This window comes from Actinomycetospora corticicola, from assembly GCF_013409505.1.
GTDB lineage: Bacteria > Actinomycetota > Actinomycetes > Mycobacteriales > Pseudonocardiaceae > Actinomycetospora > Actinomycetospora corticicola.
This window is the reverse complement of sequence record NZ_JACCBN010000001.1, coordinates 170,560-192,235: the sequence shown is the minus strand read 5'-3', so window position 1 is coordinate 192,235 and position 21,676 is coordinate 170,560. Positions and strand designations below refer to the sequence as shown.

The window sequence follows — 21,676 nt, the reverse complement described above, 5'->3', positions numbered from 1 at the left end:
TTCCCGGTCCGGCGGTGGAGGTGCTCACCTGCACGGACGGCTCCGTCGTGGTTACGGTGGCCGGGTGATCGTGCTCGTGTCGCGCCGCTGGCTCGACGGCCGTGGGTCGCCGTCGGGGCTGTAGGCCGTCTCCCCCGTCGTATCCGTACCGACCGGGAGGACATTGGTGGACACCCCCACCACGACCGCGCTCGACGACCCGCTGCGCGCCGCCCTCGAGGGCCCGCAGGCCCACCTCGCCGTGCGCCGCGGAGAGGCCGTCCGCTTCCACCCCGACGTCGGGCCCTTCCTCGCGCCGCCGGCCTCCCCGCAGGAGTGGCGCGACGCCGCGTCGCTGGGCGAGGTGATGGTCGTCCGGACGTCGGGGCCGCTCGAGGTCCCGGGAGACTGGACCCTCGAGCGGGAGATCCCCGGGGTGCAGATGGTCCTCGACGACGCGGTCCCGACCCCGACCGCGGCCGACGCGCAGATGGTGCTGCTCGACGACACCGACGTCGACGCCATGCTCGCGCTGGTCGGACGCACGAAGCCCGGCCCGTTCGCCCGGCGCACGCGTGAACTGGGCGTCTACCTGGGCATCCGGGACGACATGCTGGGGCTCGTCGCGATGGCCGGGGAACGGATGCACGTGGCGGGCGCGTGCGAGATCAGCGCCGTGTGCACCGACCCCGCCGTGCGCGGCCACGGCCTCGCGACCCGCCTGATCCTCGCCGTCGCGGCCGGGATCCGCGCTCGCGGTGAGACCCCGTTCCTGCACGCCAGTGCCGACAACACCACCGCGATCCGGCTCTACGAACAGCTCGGCTTCCGCCTGCGCGCCCGACCCTCGTTCGTCGCCGTCCGCGCTCCGTCGAATCCGGAGGACTCATGACCTTCCATCTCGCCGTCGCCCTGAAGGACACCGGCTGGCATCCCGCCGCCCCACCCGGCGACGTGCTGGAGCCGGACTTCTGGGTGTCGCAGATCCAGGAGGCCGAGCGTGGACTGGCCACGCTGGTCACCCTCGAGGACGGGTTCGCGCGCCGCGGGCTGGACTCGGTGCTGATCGCGCTGCGGGCCGGGCCGGTCACCTCGCACGTCGGGCTCGTGCCGACCGTGGTCGCGACGCACACCGAGCCGTTCCACGTGTCCACGCAGATCGCGACGCTGGACTGGGTCACGGCGGGTCGGGCCGGCGAGCGGATCAAGGTGTCGGCCGACCCGGCGGAGGCCGCGCTGTTCGGCCGCCGCGACCCGTCGTCGGAGACCCGCGAGGGCCTCTTCGACGAGGCGATCGACCACGTCGAGGTGCAGCGCCGGCTCTGGGACTCGTGGGAGGACGACGCCGAGATCCGCGACGCGGCGACCAACCGCTTCGTCGACCGCGACAAGCTGCACTACATCGACTTCGTGGGCTCGCACTTCGCCGTCCGCGGCCCGTCGATCACGCCGCGCCCGCCGCAGGGACAGCCGATCGTCACCGCGCTCGCGCACGTCGACACCGCCTACCGGCTCGCCGCCCGCTGCGCCGACCTCGTGTTCACGACGCCGGACGGGGTCGGGCGGGACGGGCCCACCGGGGACGCGGCCACGACGCTGCGCGGGGTGCGGTCGGCGGAGGCGGAGATCGGGCGCGCCGAGCCCGCACAGGTGCTCGGCGACCTGGTCGTCTTCCTCGACGACGACGCGACCGCCGCGAGCACGCGCTGGACCCGGCTCGACGGCGAGCGGACGCTGCGTTCCGACGCCGACGTCTTCGCCGGAACCGTCGACCAGCTCGCGACGAAGCTCGAGGGCTGGGCCGCCGCCGGCCTCGACGGGGCGCGCCTGCGGCCCGCCGTCGCCGAGCACGACCTCCCCCGCATCGCCCGCGACCTGGCCCCCGAGCTGGCCCGCCGCGGCCTGACCCGCACCGCCTACGAGGCGGACACCCTGCGCGGCCTGCTCGGCCTCGCGAAGCCTGCCGACCGCTACGCAGGAGTGCAGTCATGACGCAGAAGAAGCAGATCCACCTCGCCGCGCACTTCCCCGGCGTCAACAACACGACGGTCTGGAGCGACCCGGCGTCGGGAAGCCACATCGAGTTCGAGTCGTTCCGCCACTTCGCGCAGAGCGCCGAGCGCGGGCTGTTCGACTTCCTGTTCCTCGCCGAGGGCCTGCGGCTGCGCGAGCAGGGCGGGAAGATCTACGACCTGGACGTCATGGGGCGCCCGGACAACGTGTCGATCCTGCAGGCGATGGCGGCCGTGACGTCGCACATCGGCCTCGCCGGCACGGTGAACTCGACGTTCAACGAGCCGCTCGACGTCGCCCGCAAGCTCGCCTCGCTGGACTTCCTCTCCGGCGGTCGCGCGGCGTGGAACGTCGTCACGAGCTGGGACGAGTTCACCGGCGAGAACTTCCGCCGCGGCGGCTACCTGCCGAAGGAGAAGCGCTACCTGCGGGCGCAGGAGATGCTCGACGTCGCGAAGCAGCTGTGGGACACCGACGGCGGCGAGTTCGACATCCACACCGACCAGTTCGACATCACCGGTCGGTTCCCGGTCCCGCGCAGCCCGCAGGGGCACCCGGTGATCATCCAGGCCGGGGACTCCGAGGAGGGTCGTGAGTTCGCGGCCGCCTCCGCCGACGCGATCTTCACGCGGCACGCCGAGAAGCAGGCCGGCATGGAGTTCTACGCGGACGTGAAGGGGCGGCTGGCCGCGCATGGCCGTCGTCACGAGGACCTCAAGATCCTCCCGGCCGCGACGTTCGTGCTGGGCGACACCGAGGACGAGGCCGCCGAGAACGCCCGCCAGGTCCAGTACCAGCAGGTCTCCCCCGCCACGGCGATCGCGTTCGCCGAGCAGGTGTGGAACCGCGACCTGTCCGACGTGGACCCCGACGGTCCGGTGCCGAGCTTCGACCCGAAGACCGAGGACGACGTCGACTCCGGCGGTCACATCTCCAAGGGCCGGGCGAGCGTGCGGCAGTACCGCGATCCGGTCGCGACCGCGCGGGAGTGGCGCGAGCTCGGCGAGGCGAAGGGCTGGTCGCTCCGCGAGGTGGTGATCGCGAAGAACGGGCGGCACACCTTCGTCGGGACCCCGCAGCGGGTGGCCGACACGATCGACGACTTCGTGCAGTCGAACGCCTCCGACGGCTTCGTGCTGGTCCCCCACATCACGCCCGGCGGGATGGACCCGTTCGTCGACCAGGTGGTCCCGCTGCTGCAGGAGAAGGGGTCGTTCCGCACCTCCTACGAGGGGACGACCCTGCGGGAGAACCTGGGGCTGGCGCCGGTCCGGGCGTTGTCGCAGTCGTGAAACTGCTCGACCTCGTGGGCGGCACGCCGCTGGTGACGCTGCGGTCCGGGGTGCACGCGAAGCTCGAGTACCTCAACCCGGGCGGCTCGGTGAAGGACCGGGCCGCGCTGTCGATGGTGCTCGCGGCCGAGGAGTCGGGGGCGCTGCGGCCCGGCGGCACGATCGTCGAGGGGACGTCGGGCAACACCGGTCTCGGGCTCGCCCAGGTCGCGGCGGCCCGGGGCTACCGCATGGTGTGCGTGCTGCCCGACAAGACCGCCGTCGAGAAGCTCGACGCCCTGCGGGCCTACGGCGCGGAGGTGGTGCTGACCCCCTCGGCGCTGCCGAAGGAGCACCCGAACCAGGTCGTCGCCTACGCCGCGCGGATCGCCCGCGAGACGCCGGGCGGCTGGTGGGCCGACCAGTACGGCAACCCGGCCAATCCGGCGGTCCACCTCCGGACGACGGGTCCGGAGATCTGGGAGGCGACCGAGGGCCGCGTGACGCACTTCGTCGCGACGATCGGCACCGGCGGCACGATCTCCGGGACCGGACGGTTCCTCAAGGAGGCCTCGGACGGGCGCGTGCAGGTGATCGGCGCCGACCCCGTGACGTCGTCCTACAACGGCGGCGACGGCTCCCCGTTCGCGATCGAGGCGGCCGGGCACTACGTGCACCCGCAGACCGTGAACGACCCGTGGCCCGACTCCTACCACCGCGACGTGGTCGACCGCGTCGTCGCCGTGCCGGACCGGGCGTCGATCGTGGCGTGTCGGACGCTGGCGCGGACCGAGGGGCTGCTGGTCGGCGGCTCGTCGGGGACGGCGTACGCGGTGGCGTCCTCGGTGACCGGTGACTGCGTCGTCGTGCTGCTGCCCGACTCCGGCCGCGCCTACCTGTCGAAGTACCACTCCGACACGTGGTGCCGGCGGCAGGGCTTCCTGGACGGGGAGCTGTCGGCGTTCGTGTCTCCCGTGGTGTCGGTGCCGGTGGGGACGCCGGTCGCGGAGGCGTCGCGGGCGCTCTCGGAGTCGGGTCAGCCGGCGTTGCCGGTGGTGCTGGCCGGGCGGTCCGACCGGTTCCCGCCGGCCGCCGGGGAGGTGCTGGCCCTGCTCACGGCGTCGGAGTTGTCCGGCGCCGGCACGGTCGGGCCGGCCGCTTCTCCCCCGGTGGGGCTCGGGGTCGGCGAGCCGGTCGTCGACGCCCTGGAGCGCTTTCCCGACGGCGAGGTCGCACACCTGGTGTGCGACGGCCGGTTGGCGGGGTTGGTGACGCGGGGTGCGCTCCGCGCAGGTGAGCACTAACGGCCGTGATGGCGGCCTTTAATGCTCACATGGCGAAGCCACACCGACCCGACAAGCACGACCCGTCGTCGTGCCGGCTGGAGACGCAGGCCGTGCACGGCGGCAACGCCGTCGACCCGGGGACGCGGGCGATCCGCACGCCCCTGGTGCTGGCCAACTCGTACGCGTTGCCGGAGGACCCGTCGTCGTTGTCGTGGTCGGGGTTCGACACGCCGCTGTACACGCGGAACTCGGGGGTCAACCAGATCGCGCTGCAACGGAAGCTGGCCGCGCTGGAGCATGCCGAGGACGCCGTCGTGCTGGCCTCCGGGGTCGCCGCCCTGCACGCCGTGTTCTTCAGTCTGCTGCGCACCGGGGACCACGCGGTGATCTCCGACGTGACCTACGAGGCGACGTTCCGGCTGTTCCGCGACATCCTGCCCGCCCGCTACGGCGTCGAGGCGACGTTCGTGGACACCTCCGACCCCGACGCCGTCCGCGCCGCGATCCGGCCGACGACGAAGCTCGTGCACACCGAGGTGGTCGCGAACCCGACGACGCGGGTCTGCGACATCCCGGCCGTGGCGGCGATCGCGCACGAGGCCGGCGCGCTGCTGTCGGTCGACTCGACCTTCACCCCGCCCCCGCTGTACCGGCCGCTCGAGCACGGCGCGGACCTCGTCGTGCACTCGCTGACGAAGTTCGTCAACGGGCACGGCGACGCGATGGGCGGGGCCGTGCTGGGCGCGACGGAGCTGCTCGACCCGATCCGCGCCGACGTCATGATCGACGTGGGCGGCGTGATCTCGCCGTTCAACGCCTGGCTGATCTCCCGCGGGGCGATCACGCTCCCCCTGCGCCTGCGGCAGCACCTGGCGTCGGCGCAGCGGGTCGCGGAGTTCCTGACGACGAGGCCCGAGGTCGCCTACGTCGCCTACCCCGGCCTGCCGTCGCACCCCCAACGTTCGGTGGCACGGCGCCTCTTCGACGGGGAGCCGCCGGGCGCGGTGATGGCGTTCGCGCTGCACGGTGACGCCGACACCCAGAACCGGTTCGTCGCCGACCTGCGCGTGATCACCTCGGCGGTGTCGGTGGGGCACGACGAGTCGCTGATCGTGCACGTCGGGCCGGACGGGCCACGGGCGGCGCACTGGCCCGAGGAGTTCCGCCGGTACGGGCACCTCCGGCTCTCGGTGGGGCTGGAGGACGCGGACGACCTGATCAGCGATGTGCGCTCCGCGCTCGTGAGTACTTCTCCGTGCCCGGACACGGATTAGTGCACACAGGCGCGGAGCGCACCTGGGGTCAGCCCTACCTCGGGACGAGGGTCGGCTCCCCGCGCACCGCAGGGTCAGCTCCATCGGCGTGGAGCTGCGGATTCGCGATGGTTTCTCCAGTCGAAACACCCGGTCCCACCGGGGCCGGAACGAACCAGGAGAACCCGATGCGCGCCGACCAGCACCCCTACCCCCGCTTCCCCGTCGCCGGGCCGATGGGCCCGCGCCCGCCGTACGCCGGGCCGCACCCGGGCATGCCGCACCCGGCGATGCCGCCGCACCCGCAGTTCGGCCGACCCGTCGGACAGCCGGTCATGGACCAGCAGGTGCCGGAGGCGCTCCGCGGTCCGCAGTCGCCCGAACGTCGGCGCCCGAAGTGGCGCCTCAAGGTCGGGGCGCTCACCGCCGTCGTCGCGATCGGTGCGGTCGCCTGGGTCGGCCTCACCGGGAACGCCGACGCGGAGACCGCGCAGGTGCAGCTGGAGACCGTGTCCTCCGCCGGCGCCATGCCGTTCACCGCGCCCGTCGGGAACGACGTCGCGAACGTCGCCAGCCCCGAGAACGCGGCCGGTCCGCAGGCCGGCAACACCGGCGGGCTCTACGCCCAGGACCCGGCCGCCCCCGCCTGCGACACCCAGGCACTGATCGCCCAGCTCACCGCCGACCCCGCCAAGGCCGCGGCGTGGGGCCGTCCGCTGAACGTCGAGCCGGGTGGCATCAACGCCTTCGTGACCAGCCTGAGCGCCGTGACCCTGCGCGCCGACACCGCCGTGACCGAGTACGGCTACGCCGACGGCGCCTTCCAGCCCTACCCGGCGGTGCTGCAGGCCGGCACGGCGGTCATGGTCAACAGCTACGGCGAACCCACGGTGAAGTGCCACAACGGCAACCCGCTCGGGGCAGCGACCTCGTCGAACGACACCGGTCGGCCGGTGGGTCCGGTCTGGCAGGGCTTCGCCACCGAGCGGACGATCCGGATCACGCCCGCCCCGGTGGCACAACGGACGCTCACCGTCGTCAACCCCACCACCAACACGCAGACACCGGCTCCCGTGAAGACGCAGCCCGGCCCGAACACCCCGAATCCGGCCCCACCGACGACGCCGGACCAGCAGCTCCGACTGACGGGCACCCACAACTACGACGGCACCGTCCGGCTGTCCGACGGCCGCATCATGCGTCCCGACGGTTCCTTCGTGAAGCCCGCCGTCGACGTCACTCATCCCAAGGGCAGCACCATCAACGGCGACGGGTCGGTGACACACCCGGACGGGCGGGTGTTCAACATCGACGGAACCGAGCGCAAGCCGGTCCAGTTCGCCGGCGCCACGATCAACCCGGACGGCTCGGTCACCCCGATCGGCGCGCTCGTCAGCAAGGTGCAGTGGAACCACGACGGCACCTTCACGCTCGTCTTCTTCGGCGGGAACAACGCCAAGCCGGCGGTGACCGTCGTCGGTCCGGACGGTGTGGTCAAGAGCGGACGGGTGGTGGGCCCGGGTGAACGCCTCAACCCCGACGGCTCGATCGTGAAGGTCGACGGGACCGTCGTGAACCCGGACGGCACGACCCGCCAGCCCAAGATCGTCCTCCCCGACGACTCGGTCCTCGACAAGAACGGCGGAACCACGCCGCCGATCGGAGCCGCGCCCTTCGCGGGTCAGACGCTGACCGACAACAAGCCGGTCGACGACGGGAAGTCCCCGGACGCCCAGGCGCTGAAGACCCAGGGCGTGACGCTCAAGGACGACGGCACCGTCGACACCGCGAAGCTCCCGCAGGGCTCCGCGGTCGACGCCCAGGGCAACGTGACGCTGCCCGACGGGACCGTGCTGAACCCCGACGGCTCGGTGCGGACGCCCGCCGCCGACGGCGCCGGCACCGCGGACGGGACGGCGAAGGAGCCGGTCACGCCGCAGGGCGAAGTCACCGCCCCGGTCTGCAACGGCGTCGTCGTCGACCCGGCGTGCACGACGGGCGGCGTGACGCAGCCCGAGGTCCAGCAGGCCCCGGCCGGAACGACCGACGGCACGACTGCCGGCGGCACGACGGACGGCTCCGGTACGACGGGCTCGACCTCGACCGGGTCGACGGACGGTTCCTCCTCCGAGGGCTCCTCGTCCACCGGGTCGTCGTCGGGAGGCTCCTCCTCGGAGGGCTCGACCTCGACCGGCGGTGAGAGCCAGGGCAACGGCTGACCGCCACTCCCGACGAGACCCCCGGTGCGCCACCAGGCACCGGGGGTCTCGTCGTGGTCAGCGTGCCGGTCGGATCCGTTCCCAGTTGCCGGAGCCGATCGCGTCCTTCTCCGCCTCGGTGAGGTCGGCCTCCTCCAGGAACCGACGCGCGCCGCCACCGGAGTTGTCGATGAACGGATGGTCCACGGCGGTCATGACCCGCTCGACCCCGACCAGCTCGATCGTCCACCGCAACATGCGCGGCACGGTGAGTCCGCTGCCGGTGTAGGAGACGTTCTCCCGGAAGTAGTCCGCGATCGGCCGGCGCAGGTCGGTCCCGAACCGGCCGGAGACCGCGGTGATCCGGTCGAGGTAGAAGAGCACGACCTCGCCCCAGTGCCCGACGATCAGCTGCAGGTCGGGGTGCCGGTCGAAGGCACCGGAGAGGATCAGGCGCAGGACCTGCATGCCGGTCTCGTAGTGCCAGCCGATCGCGGCGCTCGCCAGCGCCGAGTCCGTGGCCGGGTCGAAGCCGGTGTAGTAGGCGTCGCGGACCTCGTCGACCGGCTGGTGCGGGTGGACGTAGATCGGCGCGCCGAGCTCCGCGGCGGCCGCCCAGATCGGCTCGTTGCGGGGGTCGTCCAGCCGCACCGGTCCGGTCCGGCCGTGGATCATCGCGCCGGCCAGGCCCAGGTCGGTGACGGCGCGGCGCAGCTCGACCGCCGACGCCTCCGGGTCCGGGGTGGGCAGGGTGGCGAACCCGTCGAAGCGGTCGGGGTGCGCCGAGACCGCCTTGGCGATCGCGTCGTTGGCGCCCCGCGCGAGCGGGACGGCCCGCTCCGCCTCGAGGTTCTGCACCCCGGGAGCAGTGAGGGAGAGGACCTGGACGTCGATGCCCTGGTCGTCCATCGCCGCGATCCGCCCCTTCCCGACGTCGAGCAGGGCCTCACCGGCCATGTCCATCATCGAGGCCACGTCGGCGCGGTCCCGGTCCGTGCCTGGCGCGGTTCGCCAAGCCTCGGCGACCTCCGGCGTCGCCAGGTGCTCCTCGAGGGCAATGAGCTTGCGCATGCTCATCATCGTGCTCCCGGCCGCGTGAGGGCGCTGCGTGGACAGGGCCGTCCCTGAGGACGGCGGGTCGACCGCGAATGGCGGGTCGACCGGCAGCGAGCAGAGCAGCGGAAGTGATCCACCGACCGAGAGCCCGGCCCCACCTCCTGGTGGGGCCGGGCTTCGTCATGATCAACGAGCACCCTCGGTGGCGGGCGGACCTGCCCGACCGCCGAGGGTGCTCGTTGATCATGGAGCCGGTTGCGGACCGACGCCCGCTTCCCGACGATCGAGGACATGCTCCTCACGCATCGGCGCCACGAGGACCTCATGCGCCTCGACGCGGCGACCTGTCGGTAGACACCGTCGCCCTGTCCCACCGAGGTGGGCTCCGCCCACGTGAGCAGAAAGTGGGGCTATAGGCCCACTTTCTGCTCACATGCGCGGAGCGCACACCATGTCGCGCGCCGCCACGCCGGCTATCCGCACCTCGAGGAGGCCTGTCAGTTCGGGGAGGGCGTGCTCCCGCTGCTGTGACCGTGGCCGTGGCCGTGGCCGTGGCCCCCGTGGTCGTGCCCCGCGGGGCGCTCGGCGAGGTGGGCCGAGCGTTCGTCGACGGTCACGGCGTCGAGGGCCCCCGCCGCCACGACGCGGTCCTCGAGGGCGGCGAGCCAGCAGCGGTAGTAGCGGAAGGGCTCGCCATCGGGATGGTGGGCCTCCCACGCGGCGATCCGGGCGACGAGGTCGTCGCGGAACTCGTCCCAGGTGAACAGGCCCGTCTGGGCGAGGGTCACCGCCATCGCGAAGGCCCGGCTCTCCCAGGGCTCGGCGAAGAGAAGTTCGCCGTTGGCGCGGGGCGGGGCGCCCGGGCCCTCGACGTCGAGCGCCGGCCCGGGCGGACGGTCCGGGCCGGTGCTCACGGCGCGGCCACCTCGGCCACGCCGACCATGGCGTCGCGGGTGACGAGGGCCGCGAGCGCCTCGGCGTCCCACTCCTCGGTCCCGGCGGGCCGTCGGGGCAGGACGAGGTAGCGGACCTCGGCGCTCGAGTCCCACACCTGGATCTCCCGGCCCTCGGGCACCTCCAGGCCCATCTCCCGCAGCGTCCGGCGGGGGGTCCGCACCATGCCCGCCCGGTAGGCCGGGTCCTTGTACCAGCTCGGGGGCAGCCCCAGGACCGGCCACGGGTAGCAGGAGCACAGGGTGCAGACCACCACGTGGTGGACGTCCTCGGTCTGCTCGAGCACCACCATGTGCTCGCCCTGCGGTCCCCCGTACCCGAGGTCCTTGATCGCCGCGGTGCCGTCCTGCAACAGCCAGGCGCGGTACTCCGGGTCGGTCCACGCCCGCGCGACCACCCGGGCCCCGTTGAGCGGGCCGACGTCGCGCTCGTAGGTGGTGATGAAGGCGTCCATCACCGCCGGGTCGACCAGTTCGCGCTCGACGAGGAGCTGCTCGAGCGCCTCGGTGCGCAGGGCCGGGGACAGGCGGCCGGAAGGGGCGTCGGTCATCGCGTCTCCAGGTAGCTCTCGAACACCTCGGCGTGCAGGGTGAACGGCTCGGCGTCGGGCCCCCACAGCTCGGTCGAGGGGAATGCGACGGTGTAGACGTGCTGCGGGTTCTCTCCCGCGAACACGGCGTGGGTGTCGGGCAGGACGTGCGGGGGGCGGACGGCATGCACCGTGCCGGTCCGGCGTCGCAGGTAGCGGGGCAGCTTGGTGGGGCCCTGCGGGTGCAGGTCCTTCGTGTGCACCACCTCGCCGACCCCGAACGCGGGCCCGTGGTCGACCTCGCGCAGGGAGCCCGGGGCGGTCGCCTGGTAGTCGGGCCGGGTGGGCTCGGGGAACGCCGGCTCCTCGACGTCCTCGCCCCGGTTGCGGCGGGCCCGGGCGTCGACGGCGCCGGGGGCCAGGACGGTGCTGTCGGTGAGCATGAGCTCGGCCGCGTTCAGCCAGCGGCCGTAGTACCCGTCGACGAGGTAGTCGACCGGGTGGAGGCGGCCGAGGGCGTGCCGGAAGGCGTCCAGGTTGCGTCCCGAGATGCGGCCCATGGTGAGGACCGTCAGCGCGAAGCTGCGGCCCTCCCACGGCTCGGCGAAGGGTGGCTCGTCGGTGGGGATCCGGGCAGGCCCCCAGCCCTGGGTCCCGCCCATGTCGGCGATCGAGTCCATGCGGGTCCTCTCCACGGGCCGCGTCGGGCGCCCGGGGGCTCCGCGTCGAGCCTCCCGGGTTGGCGTCCACGACCATTCGGTGTTCAATGATCGTATGGCCCGGAACCTCGTGCGTCGTCTGCACGTCGATCTGTGCCGTGTGCCGGCGATGGGCTGTCGCCCCGCCCGCCCGCTCGTCTGAGCGATCCCGCTCACCCGCGCCGAACTGGTCGCGGTGTGCTGCGCGGACGACGAGCGCCCTGACCTCCCGGTCCGCACCTCCGCGGACCCGGTTCCCGCCTGTCCTCCAGGAGACATCGAGCATGGCCATCAAGCCCAAGGAGACCGTCGTCCCGTTCCCCGTGCACGCGGAGGGGACCGGCGTCTACCAGACCCTCACCGCCGGTGGCGAGGGCGGCCACGTCTTCCACACCGACGCCTACCCGGCCTTCGGTGGCAAGGACTCGGCCCCGAGCCCGCTGTTCTACCTGCTCGGCGCCCTGACCTCGTGCAACCAGGTGACCGGCAGCCTCGTCGCGAAGGACCTGGGCATCACCGTCACGAAGTGGACCTTCGACATCGTCGGTGACCTCGACACCGCGGTGTTCGTGGGCGGCGCCGACGGCAACGCCAACTTCGACCGCGTCGAGGTACGGGCGACGGTCGAGACCGACGCGACCGAGGAGCAGTTCGAGCAGTTCGTCTCGGAGGTCGCGCGCCGCTGCCCGGTGACGCAGATGTTCACGCGCAGCGGCCTGGAGTTCGACAACCGGTGGACCCGCGTCGAGGCCACCGCGACGGTCTGAGCCGGACCGCACGAGCGGGCCGTTCGTCACGACCGATCGTGACGAACGGCCCGTTCGTGCATCGGGGGGAGCGCGTTCCCGGTCTCCCGTAGCGTCCGGCCCGACCGTCGTGAGGAGATGCCCGTGCTCGAGCTCGAGGCCGACGTGCTGGTCGCCGGAGGTGGCCCCGCCGGCACGTGGGCCGCGCTCCGGGCGGCGGACGCCGGCGCGGACGTGGTGCTGGTCGACAAGGGCTGGTGCGGGGCGAGCGGCGCGACGGCCGCCTCGGGCACCAGCATCTGGTACGTCGAGCCCGACCCGGAGGCCCGCGAGACGGCGATGGCCGCCCGCGAGGGGCTCGGCGGGTACCTCTCGGACCGCGGGTGGATGGCGCGCGTGCTCGACGAGACCTACGCCGGCGTCGACGAGCTCGCCGACCGGGGGCGCTACCCGTTCCCCCGCGATGACGAGGGACACGAGATCCGGCGCGGGGTGCAGGGCCCGGAGTACATGCGGCGGATGCGGGCGCTCGTGCGCCGCGCCGGCGTCCGGATCCTCGACCACTCCCCGCTCACCGGGTTGCTCACCGCCGCCGACGGCCACGTCGCGGGCGCCGCGGGCACCCGTCGTCAGGAGGGCGTGGACTACCGCGTCCGGGCCGGCGCGGTGGTCCTCGCGACCGGTGGCTGCGCCTTCGGGAGCGGAGCACTGGGCTGCGACGTCGACACCGGTGACGGTGCCCTCGCGGCCGTGGAGGTCGGGGCGCACCTCTCGGGCATGGAGTTCTCCAACGCCTACGCGATCGCCCCGGCGCACAGCTCGGTGACCAAGACCGCCTACTACAGCTACGCGAGTTTCTACCGCGCCGACGGCACGATCCTGGACGGTGCGGGCAGCACGCGGGGCCGGTCGGTCATCGCCCGCACGCTGCTCGACGAGCCCGTGCTCTGCCGGCTCGACCACGCCGGGCCGGTCGAGCAGGCCGCCATGCGCCGCGGCCAGCCCAACTTCTTCCTGCCCTTCGACCGCGCCGGCATCGATCCGTTCCGCGACCTCTTCGAGATCACGCTCATCGCCGAGGGCACGGTGCGCGGCACCGGCGGCATCGCCCTGACCTCGGCGGACTGCGCGACCGGCGTCCCCGGCCTGTACGCGGCGGGCGACGCCGCGAGCCGCGAGGACATCTGCGGCGGCTTCACCGGTGGCGGCAGCCACAACGCCGCCTGGGCGCTCTCCTCGGGCAGCTGGGCCGGGCGTGCCGCGGCCGCGCACGCGCTCGCCGGAGGGAGACCCTTCCCGACGACCGGTGCGGGTCCCGTCCCGTCCGGGCGGACTCCCGCCCGGGACGTGGTCTCGGCGGTCCAGGCCGAGGTGCTGCCCTACGACATCAACCTGATCCGCCACGGCGACCGACTCCGCCCCGCGCTGGAACGGCTCGACGGGGTGTGGGACACGGTCCGCGAGGGTCTCGACGGCGGGTCGTGGCGGGCGCGGGAGGCGGCGGCGATGACCGCGGTCGCCCGCTGGATGTACACGGCGGCTCTCGCGCGCGACGAGTCCCGCGGGATGCACAAGCGGGAGGACCGGCCGGGCAGCGATCCGGCCTGGCAGCGCCGGATCACCGTCGGCGGCCTCGACGACGTGTGGGTCGCCGCGTGATCGAGCTGCTCTCCGCCACCCGCTGCATCGGCTGCGACCGCTGCGTCGACGTCTGCCCCACCGACGTCTTCGACCGGGTGCCCGGTGCCGTCCCGGTGATCGCGCGGCAGGGCGACTGCCAGACCTGCTTCCTGTGCGAGGCCTGGTGCCCAGTCGACGCGCTGTGGGTGGCGGCCGAGCGGACGCCCCTGCCCGCCGCGCCCACCGAGGACAAGGTGGCGCTCGGCAGCTACCGCGAGGCCCTCGGCTGGGGCCACGGCCGCACGCCCGGCTCCCGCATCGCGATCGGCCCGCCGTTGATCCACGAGCCCGGCGACCCGCCCGGGCCGCCGCTCGTGTGACGCCCTAAGCAGTTGATCATGCCGAGTGCGACGTCGCACTCGGCATGATCAGCTGACTGGTGGCCGGACCAGGTCAGGCCAGCTTCTCGCGCAGCTCCTTGATGCCGGTGCCGAACACGCCGTCGGCGAAGGTCGTGTTCAGCTCCTCCTCCTGGCTCGCGTCGGCGTCGTACTCGGCCCACCACTCGACGAAGGTCTCGCCGGTGTCGGTGATCGGGCTGACCCGCACCGTCGACAGGTAGCGGCGGACCCCGAACGGGTTCGCGCCGGTGAAGGTGTAGGTGAAGGTGCGGACCGTGTCGTCGAGGGTGATCAGCTTCTCGTCGAACGGGTCCCCGCCGGAGGCCATGGTCAGGCGGCGCACCGCTCCGACCTGTCCGTCGACACCCTCGACGAGCTCGCTGTGGCTCAAGGCCGGGTGCCACGAGGGCAGGTCGTTGAAGGCACGCAGCTGGGCCCAGACCGTGTCGGCGGGGGCGGCGATGACTCCACTGGCGTACGGACGCGGCACGACGACTCCTCCTGCAGGTGGGTGGATCATCACGCTATAGCGGGGGTCACACCCGCCACCACAGGAGCGCTGCGAGCGGAAAGTGGGAACGCCTCCGTGTCAGAATGCGGGGTGTGACCGGGTCCGCCGCGCTCGACGGCCTGCTGCTCGCCGCCCTGCTCGTGGCGGTCGCCGTGAGCGCCGTCGGCCTGCTGCGCGGGCGGTCCGTCGACCGTTACCTCACGACGCCCAGCGCCGAGACCGGCCACCTCGTCATGAACGTCGTCATGGTCGCGATGCTGACGCCGTGGTGGGGCGGTGCTCTCCGGACGGCGGGCGTGGTCGTGCTCGCGGTCCTCGCCCTCGGGTTCGGCGCGCTGCTCGTCCGCGGTTCACCGTCCCGCCCCGCGCACCTGTTCCACCTCGTCGCCGCAGGGGCGATGCTCTTCGCCGTCCTGACGACCGACCACGACCACCTGACGATGACGATGGCCGTGACCGCGCCGGCGTGGCAGAGCACCGTGGCCTGGGTCCTCGCCGCGACGTTCCTGCTCGACGCGGTGCTGACGACGGGGCTGGTCGCCCTGGCGCCGCGGACCGCCCTGGCGGGCGCCCCCGCCACGGCGTCCACGGTCCGGACGTTGCGCGTCGCGAGCGTCCCGCACGTCGTCATGGACCTCGGCATGGTGGCCATGCTCGCGATGGCCGCCTGACCCGTCGTCAGGAACGGACGGTGTCCGGGGCCGCCACCGTCCCTTTCCGCAGCTCGTTCGTCACGGCCCCGTCGCGAGGCCGCGGGCCCGCAGGACGCGCAGCTCGGCGGGCCGGAAGAAGAGCAGTTCGACGCCGATCCCGACGATGAGGATCAGGATGATCGCCGCCATCACCGAGGGCATGTCGGACAGGGACTGCCCCTCGTTCAGGTAGGCGCCGAGCCCGAAACCGAGGCTCGGGGACGTCGCGATGATCTCCGCCGCCATGAGGGAGCGCCAGGAGAACGCCCACCCCTGCTTGAGGCCACCGAGGAAGCCCGGCAGAGCTGCGGGCAGCATGATCAGCCGCGCCGACTGCGAGCGCGAGGCCCCCATCGCGAAGCCCACGCGCGGCAGCAGCGGGGGCACCTGGTCGATGCCCGACACCAGGCCGTTGGCGATCGACGGCACGGCGCCCATCAGGACGACGAAGTAGATCGTCGCGTCGCTCAGCCCGAACCACAGGACCGCCGCCGGGACCCACGCCACCGAGGGCAGGCTCTGCAGCCCGGTGAGGATCGGGCCGATCGCGGAGCGCACCAGCGGCACGGTGGCCACCAGCAGGCCGAGCGGGGTCGCGACCACCACGGCCAGCAGGAAGCCGAGGATCGCCCGGCTGATCGAGGTCCAGATGATCGAGAACGCCCGCCCGTCGGCGAAGTCGTCGCCGATCGTGCCGAACACGGCCTCGGGCGACGGCAGCTTGAACTCCGGCCAGATCGCCGACGCCCACAGGATCTGCCAGACGACGATGAACAGCACCACCGCGACGATCGGCGGCACCACCCCGGTGAGGAGCCGCTTCCACAGCGGGGTGCGCTGCTCGGTCGGGGTGTCGAGGGCGTCGAGACCGCGCCCGACGTCGACGGCGTCGTCGAGGGTCGTGTCAGCGGCCATGGGCGGAGATCACCTCGCGGAGCTCACCGGTGATGTCGCCGTGCAGCTCCTCGGCATCGGTGTCGGTCGAGGTCGCCCACTCGCGGACGACGCGGCCCGGCCGCGAGGACAGCAGCACGACCCGTTCCGCGAGCCGGACCGACTCCCGGACGTCGTGGGTCACGAACAGCACCGTGGTGCCGGTCGCCTCCCACACCCGGAGCAGCTCGGCCTGCAGCACGTCGCGGGTGATCGCGTCGAGCGCCCCGAACGGCTCGTCCATGAGCAGGACGCCGGCCTCCTGACGGGACTTCCCGCCCTCCCCGAGGCCGGTCGCCGCGGCCAGGGCCCGCGCCAGCGCGACGCGCTGCCGCATGCCGCCGGAGAGCTCGTGCGGACGCTTCGCCGCCTGGCCCTCGAGCCGCACGAGGGCGAGCAGTTCCTGCGCGCGCTCCCGCCGCTGTGCCCGGCCGAGGCCGGCCAGCCGCAGCGGGAGCTCGACGTTGCGCCCGGCGTCCAGCCACGGCAGCAGCGCCGCCTCCTGGAACATCACCGCCGGGCGCGCCGAGGTGGTCTCGACCGTCCCGCTGGTCGGCCGGTCGAGACCCGCGACGAGGTTGAGCAGCGTCGACTTGCCGCAGCCCGACGCCCCGAGGAGGCAGACGAACTCCCCCGGGTGCACGGCGAGGTCGACCCCGTCCAGGGCGACCACGGCGTCGTTCCCCGTCCCGAAGACCTTGGAGACCCCGCGGACGTCCAGGGCGGGCGGCCCGGTGCGGGGCCCCGGGGCGGAACGTTCGAGCGTGGCGGTCATGGCTGCTCTCCCGATTACTTGGTGTCGAGCCCGGCGGCCGACACGGTCGGACGTCCGGCGGCCTGGAGGGCCTGGTTGAGCGGGTCCAGGGCGAAGAGCCCCTTCACGTCGGTGGCCGACTGCGCGGTCCCGGCCGTGACGGCGTTCTGCGCGAGGACCGGAAAGGTCGACGCGAGCGGGTCGGGGTTCAGCGAGACCTCGCTCCACGCCCGGTCGAGCACGTTCTGCGCGAGCGGCTTGCTGCCCGCAGCACCGAGACCGGCGTTCGCGGCCGCCTTCGCGGCGTTCGGGTCGCTCTGCGCCAGGTTCTCGGCCGCGACGAGGCCCTTCAGGAACGCGGCGACGGTGGTCGGATGCTGCTGCACGTAGTCGGTGCGGGCGATGACGACCGTGGTCGGGAACTGCCCGTTCGGCCACAGCGTCTTCTCGTCGAGCAGCGGGGTCGCGCCACCCTCGAGCACGAAGCGCGACGCGAACGGCTCCGGCAGCCACCCGCCGTCGAGCTGGCCAGTCTTGTAGGCGTCGAGCGCGCGGGCGTTGTCGATGTTGACGACCTCGACGGCACCCGGACCGGTGCCGGTCGGCAGGTTGTTGTCCTTCAGCCACTTCTTCAGCGCGATGTCCTGCGTGTTCGCGAGCTGCGGCGTGGCGATCTTCTTCCCGAGCAGCTGCTGCGGGCTGGTGATGCCGGGACGCACCACGAGCTGCGCACCACCGGACGTCGCGCCCGCGATGATGCGGACGCCGTCGGGGTTCTGCTTGTAGGCGTTGATCGCGGGGCCCGAGCCGATGAACCCGAGGTCGATCGAGTTGCCGAAGAGGGCGCTCGTCTCCTCCGGGCCGGCGTTGAACGTCTGCGTCGACAGCTTGGTCGCGCCGAGCTGCTGGGCGAACAGGCCGTTCTGCACGCCGATCAGCGCGCCGGCGTGGGTGATGTTCGGGAAGAAGCCGAGGCGCAGCTCGGGCGCGGGCCCGGCGTCGGCGGCGGGCGCCGGGGCGGACTCCTGGGCGCGGGTGCACCCGGTCAGGACGAGCAACGCGGCGGCGAGGGCGACGACGGCGGGCAGGGTGCGCCGACGGAGGCGGGTCACGGGTGGTGGTTCTCCTGAGGAGGCCCCGCGCGCAGAGGCGGGGTCGGATGACGGCGGTCAGGCGCGCGCACCCGCGTTCGACCCGCCGTCCGGTCCGGACGGCGGGTCCCGCGGGTGGGTCAGGAGACCGGACAGGCGCAGCTGAAGACGCGGCCGTAGTCCACGTGACGACGGGCCACGAGGCGCACGTCGGCCGCGGAGGTCATGGGCGCCAAGACTGCCATGCCCCGTCCGTGGGGGCCACCGACGTGACGGGGGCGACCCGAGCGGCCCTGCACGACCGGACGGGTCATTCCGCGAACGCGGTGCGGTGGCGCTGCAGCTCGGTGCGCAGCAGGGCGAGCGAACCGGCCACCTCGGCGGCGATCCGCTCGGCCTCGATCTCCCAGCGTCCGGCGCCGGCGTCGACCGCCGAGACCTCGCGCTGGACGACCGCGTCGAGATGGGTGAGGAACGTGGCGACGGCGGCGCCACGGGGCGTGAAGGGCACAGGTGTCTCCTGGTGCTCGGGTCGAAAGGGAGAAGAGGGGGGTCAGGCCGGTTCGGGCGGGTCGACCTGGGAGGTGCGCAGCGCGGACGGCGAGGTGCCCCACTTGGCGAGGATCCGGGCGTAGGTGCCGTCGGCCATGAGTCGCGTGACGGCGGCCTGCACGGCCGGGACCAGTGGGGAGTCCTTCGCCAGGGCGAACCCGACGTCGAGCCGGCGGAACTCGTTGACGAACCGCAGCCGGGGCTGCTGGGACACGAGGTAGCGCAGACCGTTGATCGTGCTCATCGTGACGTCCGCGCGCCGCTGCGCGAGGGCGAGACCCGACGTTGCGCCGTCGGGGTAGCTGCGGACCTCGATGTCCGGGCGGCCCGCCTGGCGACATCGCGGCTGGGCCTTGGCGAGCGTGGACTCGAACGTCGACCCGTTCAGCACCGAGACGGCGCGGCCGCAGAGCTGCACGAGGTCGGTGATCGGTGGCTGCGGGTCGTCGGCGCGCACGGCGAAGGCGCGCGCGGGGCGGAACGGACGTTGCCGCCCACTCCCCTGCAGCGACTGCGGAGGTCGTTCCGATGAGCCTGCTCGAGATCCGGGGCCTCACCAAGGCGTTCGCCGGCGTGACCGTGCTCGAAGGCGTGGACCTCGACGTCGACGCCGGGTCGGTGACGGTGCTCGTGGGCCCCAGCGGCTCGGGCAAGTCGACTCTGCTGCGCTGTGTCAACCACCTGGAGACCCCGGACGCCGGGACGATCTCCGTCGACGGCTCGCTCGTCGCCTACCGGCGTGACGGCGACGTGCTCCGCGAACTGCCGGAGCGGGCGATCGCCGCCCAACGCCGGGCGATCGGCATGGTGTTCCAGCAGTTCCAACTCTTCGGGCACATGACGGCGCTCGCCAACGTGATCGAGGCGCCGATCGGGGTGCTCGGGGTGCCGCGGCGCGAGGCTCTCGCGCGCGGGCGGACGCTGCTGGCCCGCGTGGGGCTCGAGGGCCGCGAGGACGCCTACCCGCGCCAGCTCTCGGGCGGCCAGCAGCAGCGGGTGGCCATCGCCCGGGCCCTCGCGATGGAACCGACCCTCATGCTCTTCGACGAGCCGACCTCCGCCCTCGACCCGGCGCTGGTCGGCGAGGTCCTCGAGGTCCTGCGCGACCTCGCCGCAGGTGGCACGACGATGGTGGTGGTCACCCACGAGATCGCCTTCGCCCGCGAGGTGGCGGACACCGTGGTCGTGCTCGACGGCGGGCGGATCGTCCGCTCCGGTCCGCCGGCGGAGGTTCTCGACGACGGGTCGGTGCGGGTGGCGTAGGGCGACGCCGGCCGCGCGAGGGGCACTCAGACCGGACCCACGCATCGCGACACCCATCGCATCAGTTCGGACAGGGAGGCCGGACACAGGACGCAGTAGCGCTCCCCGTACCGCACGGACACGGCGACGAGATCGGCCTCGCGGAGCACCCTCAGGTGGTTCGACGTCGATGACTGCCCCAGGCGGAAGCCGTCCCAGACCAGGTCGGCGAGCTCGGCGACGTCGGCCTCGCCGTCGACGAGCCGGTCGACGATGGCGCGACGAGCCGGGTGGTCGATCGCATGGACGACCCGGGACAGGGTCTCGGTGGCGGTGCCCTCGTGACGACGCATGGAGGGATGGTCGGTCGGCGGCGCGCGATGCGGGGGCGTTTCGGCCGGGACGGTGGGTCGACCTGCGCCCGTCCGAGGACCACGGACCGCTTTTCACAGCGACGTGAAATGCGGTCGGTCGCGCTGCTCGCCGTGGATGTGCCGCCGCCCGCCCCGACACCGGACGAACAGGACGACGTCTGGTCGTGCGCCGGGCTCACACGTCCTTCACCCTGGCGATCGTGAGCACGCGCACCGAACCGGCCACACCCGCCGTCGGGAACCGACCCTCGCGGCGAGCGGTGCTGGCGAGCGGGATCGGCAACTTCGTCGAGCAGTACGACTTCGGCGTCTACGGCTACCTCGCGCCGATCCTCGCGCCGTTGTTCTTCCCCGACGAGAACCCGGTCGCAGGACTGCTCGCGACGTACGGGATCTACGCGATCTCGTTCATCATGCGGCCGGTCGGGGGCGCGCTGTTCGGCGTGATCGGCGACCGTCTCGGTCGGCGGGCGATGCTCTCGCTGACCGTCCTGCTGATCGGTGTGTTCACCGGCCTGATCGGCGTCCTGCCGACCTACGCGAGCGCCGGGATCGCGGCCCCGATCCTGCTGCTGGTCCTGCGCATGCTGCAGGGGCTCGCGGCGGGCGGGGAGTACTCCGGCGCCGTGGGCTTCATGGTCGAGCACGCGCCGCCGCACCGTCGGGGCTTCTTCGCGAGCTTCGCGTCGCTCGGGGTCTACCTCGGGCTGATGTCGGGGGCGGCGACGGCGACGGTCCTCACCGCGACCCTGACCGACGAGCAGCTGGCGACGTGGGGCTGGCGGCTGCCGTTCCTCATCGCGATCCCGCTGTGCGCGCTGGGTCTGGTGCTACGGCTCGCCGTCGAGGAGAGCCCGGAGTTCGAGCGGTTCAAGCGGGAGCAGGGCGCGGTCGAGGCCAGTCCGCTGCGGACCACGCTGCGCACCCAGTGGCGGGCGATCCTGCTCTACATCGGCATGACGGTCGGCGGGTCGGTCTCCTCCTACAGCGTCATCACCTACCTGCCGCAGCACCTCATCAACGACGTCGGGCTCGACTCGGACGCCGCCTTCGCCACGAGCGTGATCGCGATGGGCGTCCTGCTCGTGACGCTGCCGTTCACCGGACTGCTGGTCGACCGGGTCGGGCGCAAACCGGTGCACCTGACGGCGGCCGCGATCTACGTCGTGCTCCCCGCCGTCGCGTACACGATCGCCGACGACGGGACGTTCGCGAGCGCGTTGACCGCGCAGCTGCTGTTCATGATCCCGGTGTCGCTGAACTCGGCGGTGGTGACCGTGCTGATCCCGGAGCTCTTCCCGACGAGGGTCCGCGCCACCGCGAGCGGCATCGGGTTCAACGTCTCGTACGGCCTGTTCGGCGGCACCGCGCCGCTGGTCGGGACCGCGCTCGTGGCGGCGACCGGCACCGTGCTCTCGGTCGCCGCCTACGCGAGCGTCGCCGCGCTGATCAGCCTGCTCGTCTGCGTGTTCTTCTTCCGCGAGACCCGCGACACCGACCTCGCGGCGGACAAGGTCTGACGC

The 21,676-nt window shown here is 72.9% G+C and carries 23 protein-coding genes; 12 read left to right on the top strand and 11 right to left on the bottom strand.

Going from position 1 to position 21,676, the window contains the following annotated elements; genetic code table 11:
- The first annotated feature begins 166 nt into the window (after positions 1–166).
- The 6 genes from BJ983_RS00875 to BJ983_RS00850 all read left to right on the top strand — a co-directional run bounded on the left by BJ983_RS00875 (position 167) and on the right by BJ983_RS00850 (position 8,021).
- Positions 167–871, top strand: coding sequence for a GNAT family N-acetyltransferase (locus BJ983_RS00875; RefSeq protein WP_179792065.1), 705 nt, complete (start codon positions 167–169; stop codon positions 869–871).
- Positions 868–1,971 (top strand): LLM class flavin-dependent oxidoreductase, encoded by a 1,104-nt coding sequence (locus BJ983_RS00870; protein ID WP_179792064.1) that lies wholly within the window; start codon positions 868–870, stop codon positions 1,969–1,971. The genes BJ983_RS00875 and BJ983_RS00870 overlap by 4 nt, the downstream gene beginning before the upstream one ends.
- Positions 1,968–3,284 (top strand): NtaA/DmoA family FMN-dependent monooxygenase, encoded by a 1,317-nt coding sequence (locus BJ983_RS00865; protein ID WP_179792063.1) that lies wholly within the window; start codon positions 1,968–1,970, stop codon positions 3,282–3,284. Before BJ983_RS00870 ends, BJ983_RS00865 begins: the two co-directional genes overlap by 4 nt.
- A complete protein-coding gene (locus tag BJ983_RS00860; protein WP_179792062.1) occupies positions 3,281–4,567 on the top strand; it encodes a pyridoxal-phosphate dependent enzyme in 1,287 nt (428 codons plus the stop codon). The genes BJ983_RS00865 and BJ983_RS00860 overlap by 4 nt, the downstream gene beginning before the upstream one ends.
- A gap of 29 nt (positions 4,568–4,596) precedes the next feature.
- Positions 4,597–5,823, top strand: a complete 1,227-nt coding sequence (locus BJ983_RS00855; protein WP_179792061.1) for a trans-sulfuration enzyme family protein — start codon at positions 4,597–4,599, stop codon at positions 5,821–5,823.
- Positions 5,824–5,990: 167 nt separating this feature from the next.
- Positions 5,991–8,021 carry a DUF6777 domain-containing protein gene (locus tag BJ983_RS00850; RefSeq protein WP_179792060.1) on the top strand — a complete coding sequence of 677 codons (2,031 nt, stop codon included), beginning with the start codon at positions 5,991–5,993 and terminating at the stop codon, positions 8,019–8,021.
- Between the two features lie 57 nt (positions 8,022–8,078).
- Here the strand turns inward: BJ983_RS00850 and BJ983_RS00845 are convergent, their stop codons facing one another.
- From BJ983_RS00845 to nthB, 4 genes are all read right to left on the bottom strand, one after another.
- Entirely contained in the window at positions 8,079–9,071 is a 993-nt protein-coding gene (locus tag BJ983_RS00845; protein ID WP_246325501.1) for an amidohydrolase family protein, read from the bottom strand.
- Positions 9,072–9,553: 482 nt separating this feature from the next.
- Positions 9,554–9,970, bottom strand: coding sequence for a nitrile hydratase accessory protein (locus tag BJ983_RS00840; RefSeq protein WP_343053587.1), 417 nt, complete (start codon positions 9,968–9,970; stop codon positions 9,554–9,556).
- Positions 9,967–10,560, bottom strand: a complete 594-nt coding sequence (gene nthA / locus BJ983_RS00835) for a nitrile hydratase subunit alpha (RefSeq protein WP_179792058.1) — start codon at positions 10,558–10,560, stop codon at positions 9,967–9,969. The genes BJ983_RS00840 and nthA overlap by 4 nt, the downstream gene beginning before the upstream one ends.
- Positions 10,557–11,219 (bottom strand): nitrile hydratase subunit beta, encoded by a 663-nt coding sequence (nthB, locus tag BJ983_RS00830; protein WP_179792057.1) that lies wholly within the window; start codon positions 11,217–11,219, stop codon positions 10,557–10,559. The genes nthA and nthB overlap by 4 nt, the downstream gene beginning before the upstream one ends.
- A gap of 302 nt (positions 11,220–11,521) precedes the next feature.
- Between nthB and BJ983_RS00825 the strand changes: the two genes are divergently transcribed.
- From BJ983_RS00825 to BJ983_RS00815, 3 genes are all read left to right on the top strand, one after another.
- Positions 11,522–12,004 carry an OsmC family protein gene (locus tag BJ983_RS00825; protein WP_179792056.1) on the top strand — a complete coding sequence of 161 codons (483 nt, stop codon included), beginning with the start codon at positions 11,522–11,524 and terminating at the stop codon, positions 12,002–12,004.
- A gap of 123 nt (positions 12,005–12,127) precedes the next feature.
- On the top strand, positions 12,128–13,642 hold the full coding sequence (locus BJ983_RS00820) for an FAD-dependent oxidoreductase (protein WP_343053586.1): 1,515 nt from the start codon (positions 12,128–12,130) through the stop codon (positions 13,640–13,642).
- Positions 13,639–13,983 (top strand): 4Fe-4S dicluster domain-containing protein, encoded by a 345-nt coding sequence (locus tag BJ983_RS00815; RefSeq protein WP_179792054.1) that lies wholly within the window; start codon positions 13,639–13,641, stop codon positions 13,981–13,983. The genes BJ983_RS00820 and BJ983_RS00815 overlap by 4 nt, the downstream gene beginning before the upstream one ends.
- 73 nt (positions 13,984–14,056) lie before the next feature.
- Here BJ983_RS00815 and BJ983_RS00810 read toward each other — a convergent pair whose 3' ends face one another.
- Positions 14,057–14,494, bottom strand: a complete 438-nt coding sequence (locus BJ983_RS00810; protein ID WP_179792053.1) for an SRPBCC family protein — start codon at positions 14,492–14,494, stop codon at positions 14,057–14,059.
- Positions 14,495–14,607: 113 nt separating this feature from the next.
- Between BJ983_RS00810 and BJ983_RS00805 the strand changes: the two genes are divergently transcribed.
- The gene (locus BJ983_RS00805) at positions 14,608–15,186 is read left to right on the top strand and encodes a DUF5134 domain-containing protein (protein ID WP_179792052.1); all 579 of its coding nucleotides are present in this window, start codon (positions 14,608–14,610) and stop codon (positions 15,184–15,186) included.
- A 60-nt stretch (positions 15,187–15,246) separates the two neighbouring features.
- Here the strand turns inward: BJ983_RS00805 and BJ983_RS00800 are convergent, their stop codons facing one another.
- From BJ983_RS00800 to BJ983_RS00780, 5 genes are all read right to left on the bottom strand, one after another.
- Positions 15,247–16,122 (bottom strand): ABC transporter permease, encoded by an 876-nt coding sequence (locus BJ983_RS00800; protein WP_179792051.1) that lies wholly within the window; start codon positions 16,120–16,122, stop codon positions 15,247–15,249.
- The gene (locus tag BJ983_RS00795; RefSeq protein WP_179792050.1) at positions 16,112–16,915 is read right to left on the bottom strand and encodes an ABC transporter ATP-binding protein; all 804 of its coding nucleotides are present in this window, start codon (positions 16,913–16,915) and stop codon (positions 16,112–16,114) included. The genes BJ983_RS00800 and BJ983_RS00795 overlap by 11 nt, the downstream gene beginning before the upstream one ends.
- Before the next feature lie 14 nt (positions 16,916–16,929).
- Entirely contained in the window at positions 16,930–18,006 is a 1,077-nt protein-coding gene (locus BJ983_RS00790; protein ID WP_179792049.1) for an ABC transporter substrate-binding protein, read from the bottom strand.
- Positions 18,007–18,295: 289 nt separating this feature from the next.
- Positions 18,296–18,496, bottom strand: coding sequence for a hypothetical protein (locus tag BJ983_RS00785; RefSeq protein WP_018335484.1), 201 nt, complete (start codon positions 18,494–18,496; stop codon positions 18,296–18,298).
- 42 nt (positions 18,497–18,538) lie between these two features.
- A complete protein-coding gene (locus tag BJ983_RS00780) occupies positions 18,539–18,994 on the bottom strand; it encodes a type 2 periplasmic-binding domain-containing protein (protein WP_343053584.1) in 456 nt (151 codons plus the stop codon).
- 71 nt (positions 18,995–19,065) lie between these two features.
- Here BJ983_RS00780 and BJ983_RS00775 point away from each other — a divergent pair, with 71 nt between their 5' ends.
- Entirely contained in the window at positions 19,066–19,800 is a 735-nt protein-coding gene (locus BJ983_RS00775) for an amino acid ABC transporter ATP-binding protein (RefSeq protein WP_179792048.1), read from the top strand.
- Between the two features lie 26 nt (positions 19,801–19,826).
- Here BJ983_RS00775 and BJ983_RS00770 read toward each other — a convergent pair whose 3' ends face one another.
- A complete protein-coding gene (locus BJ983_RS00770) occupies positions 19,827–20,132 on the bottom strand; it encodes an ArsR/SmtB family transcription factor (RefSeq protein WP_179792047.1) in 306 nt (101 codons plus the stop codon).
- 221 nt (positions 20,133–20,353) lie between these two features.
- Between BJ983_RS00770 and BJ983_RS00765 the strand changes: the two genes are divergently transcribed.
- Entirely contained in the window at positions 20,354–21,673 is a 1,320-nt protein-coding gene (locus tag BJ983_RS00765; RefSeq protein ID WP_179792046.1) for an MFS transporter, read from the top strand.
- Positions 21,674–21,676: the final 3 nt, after the last annotated feature.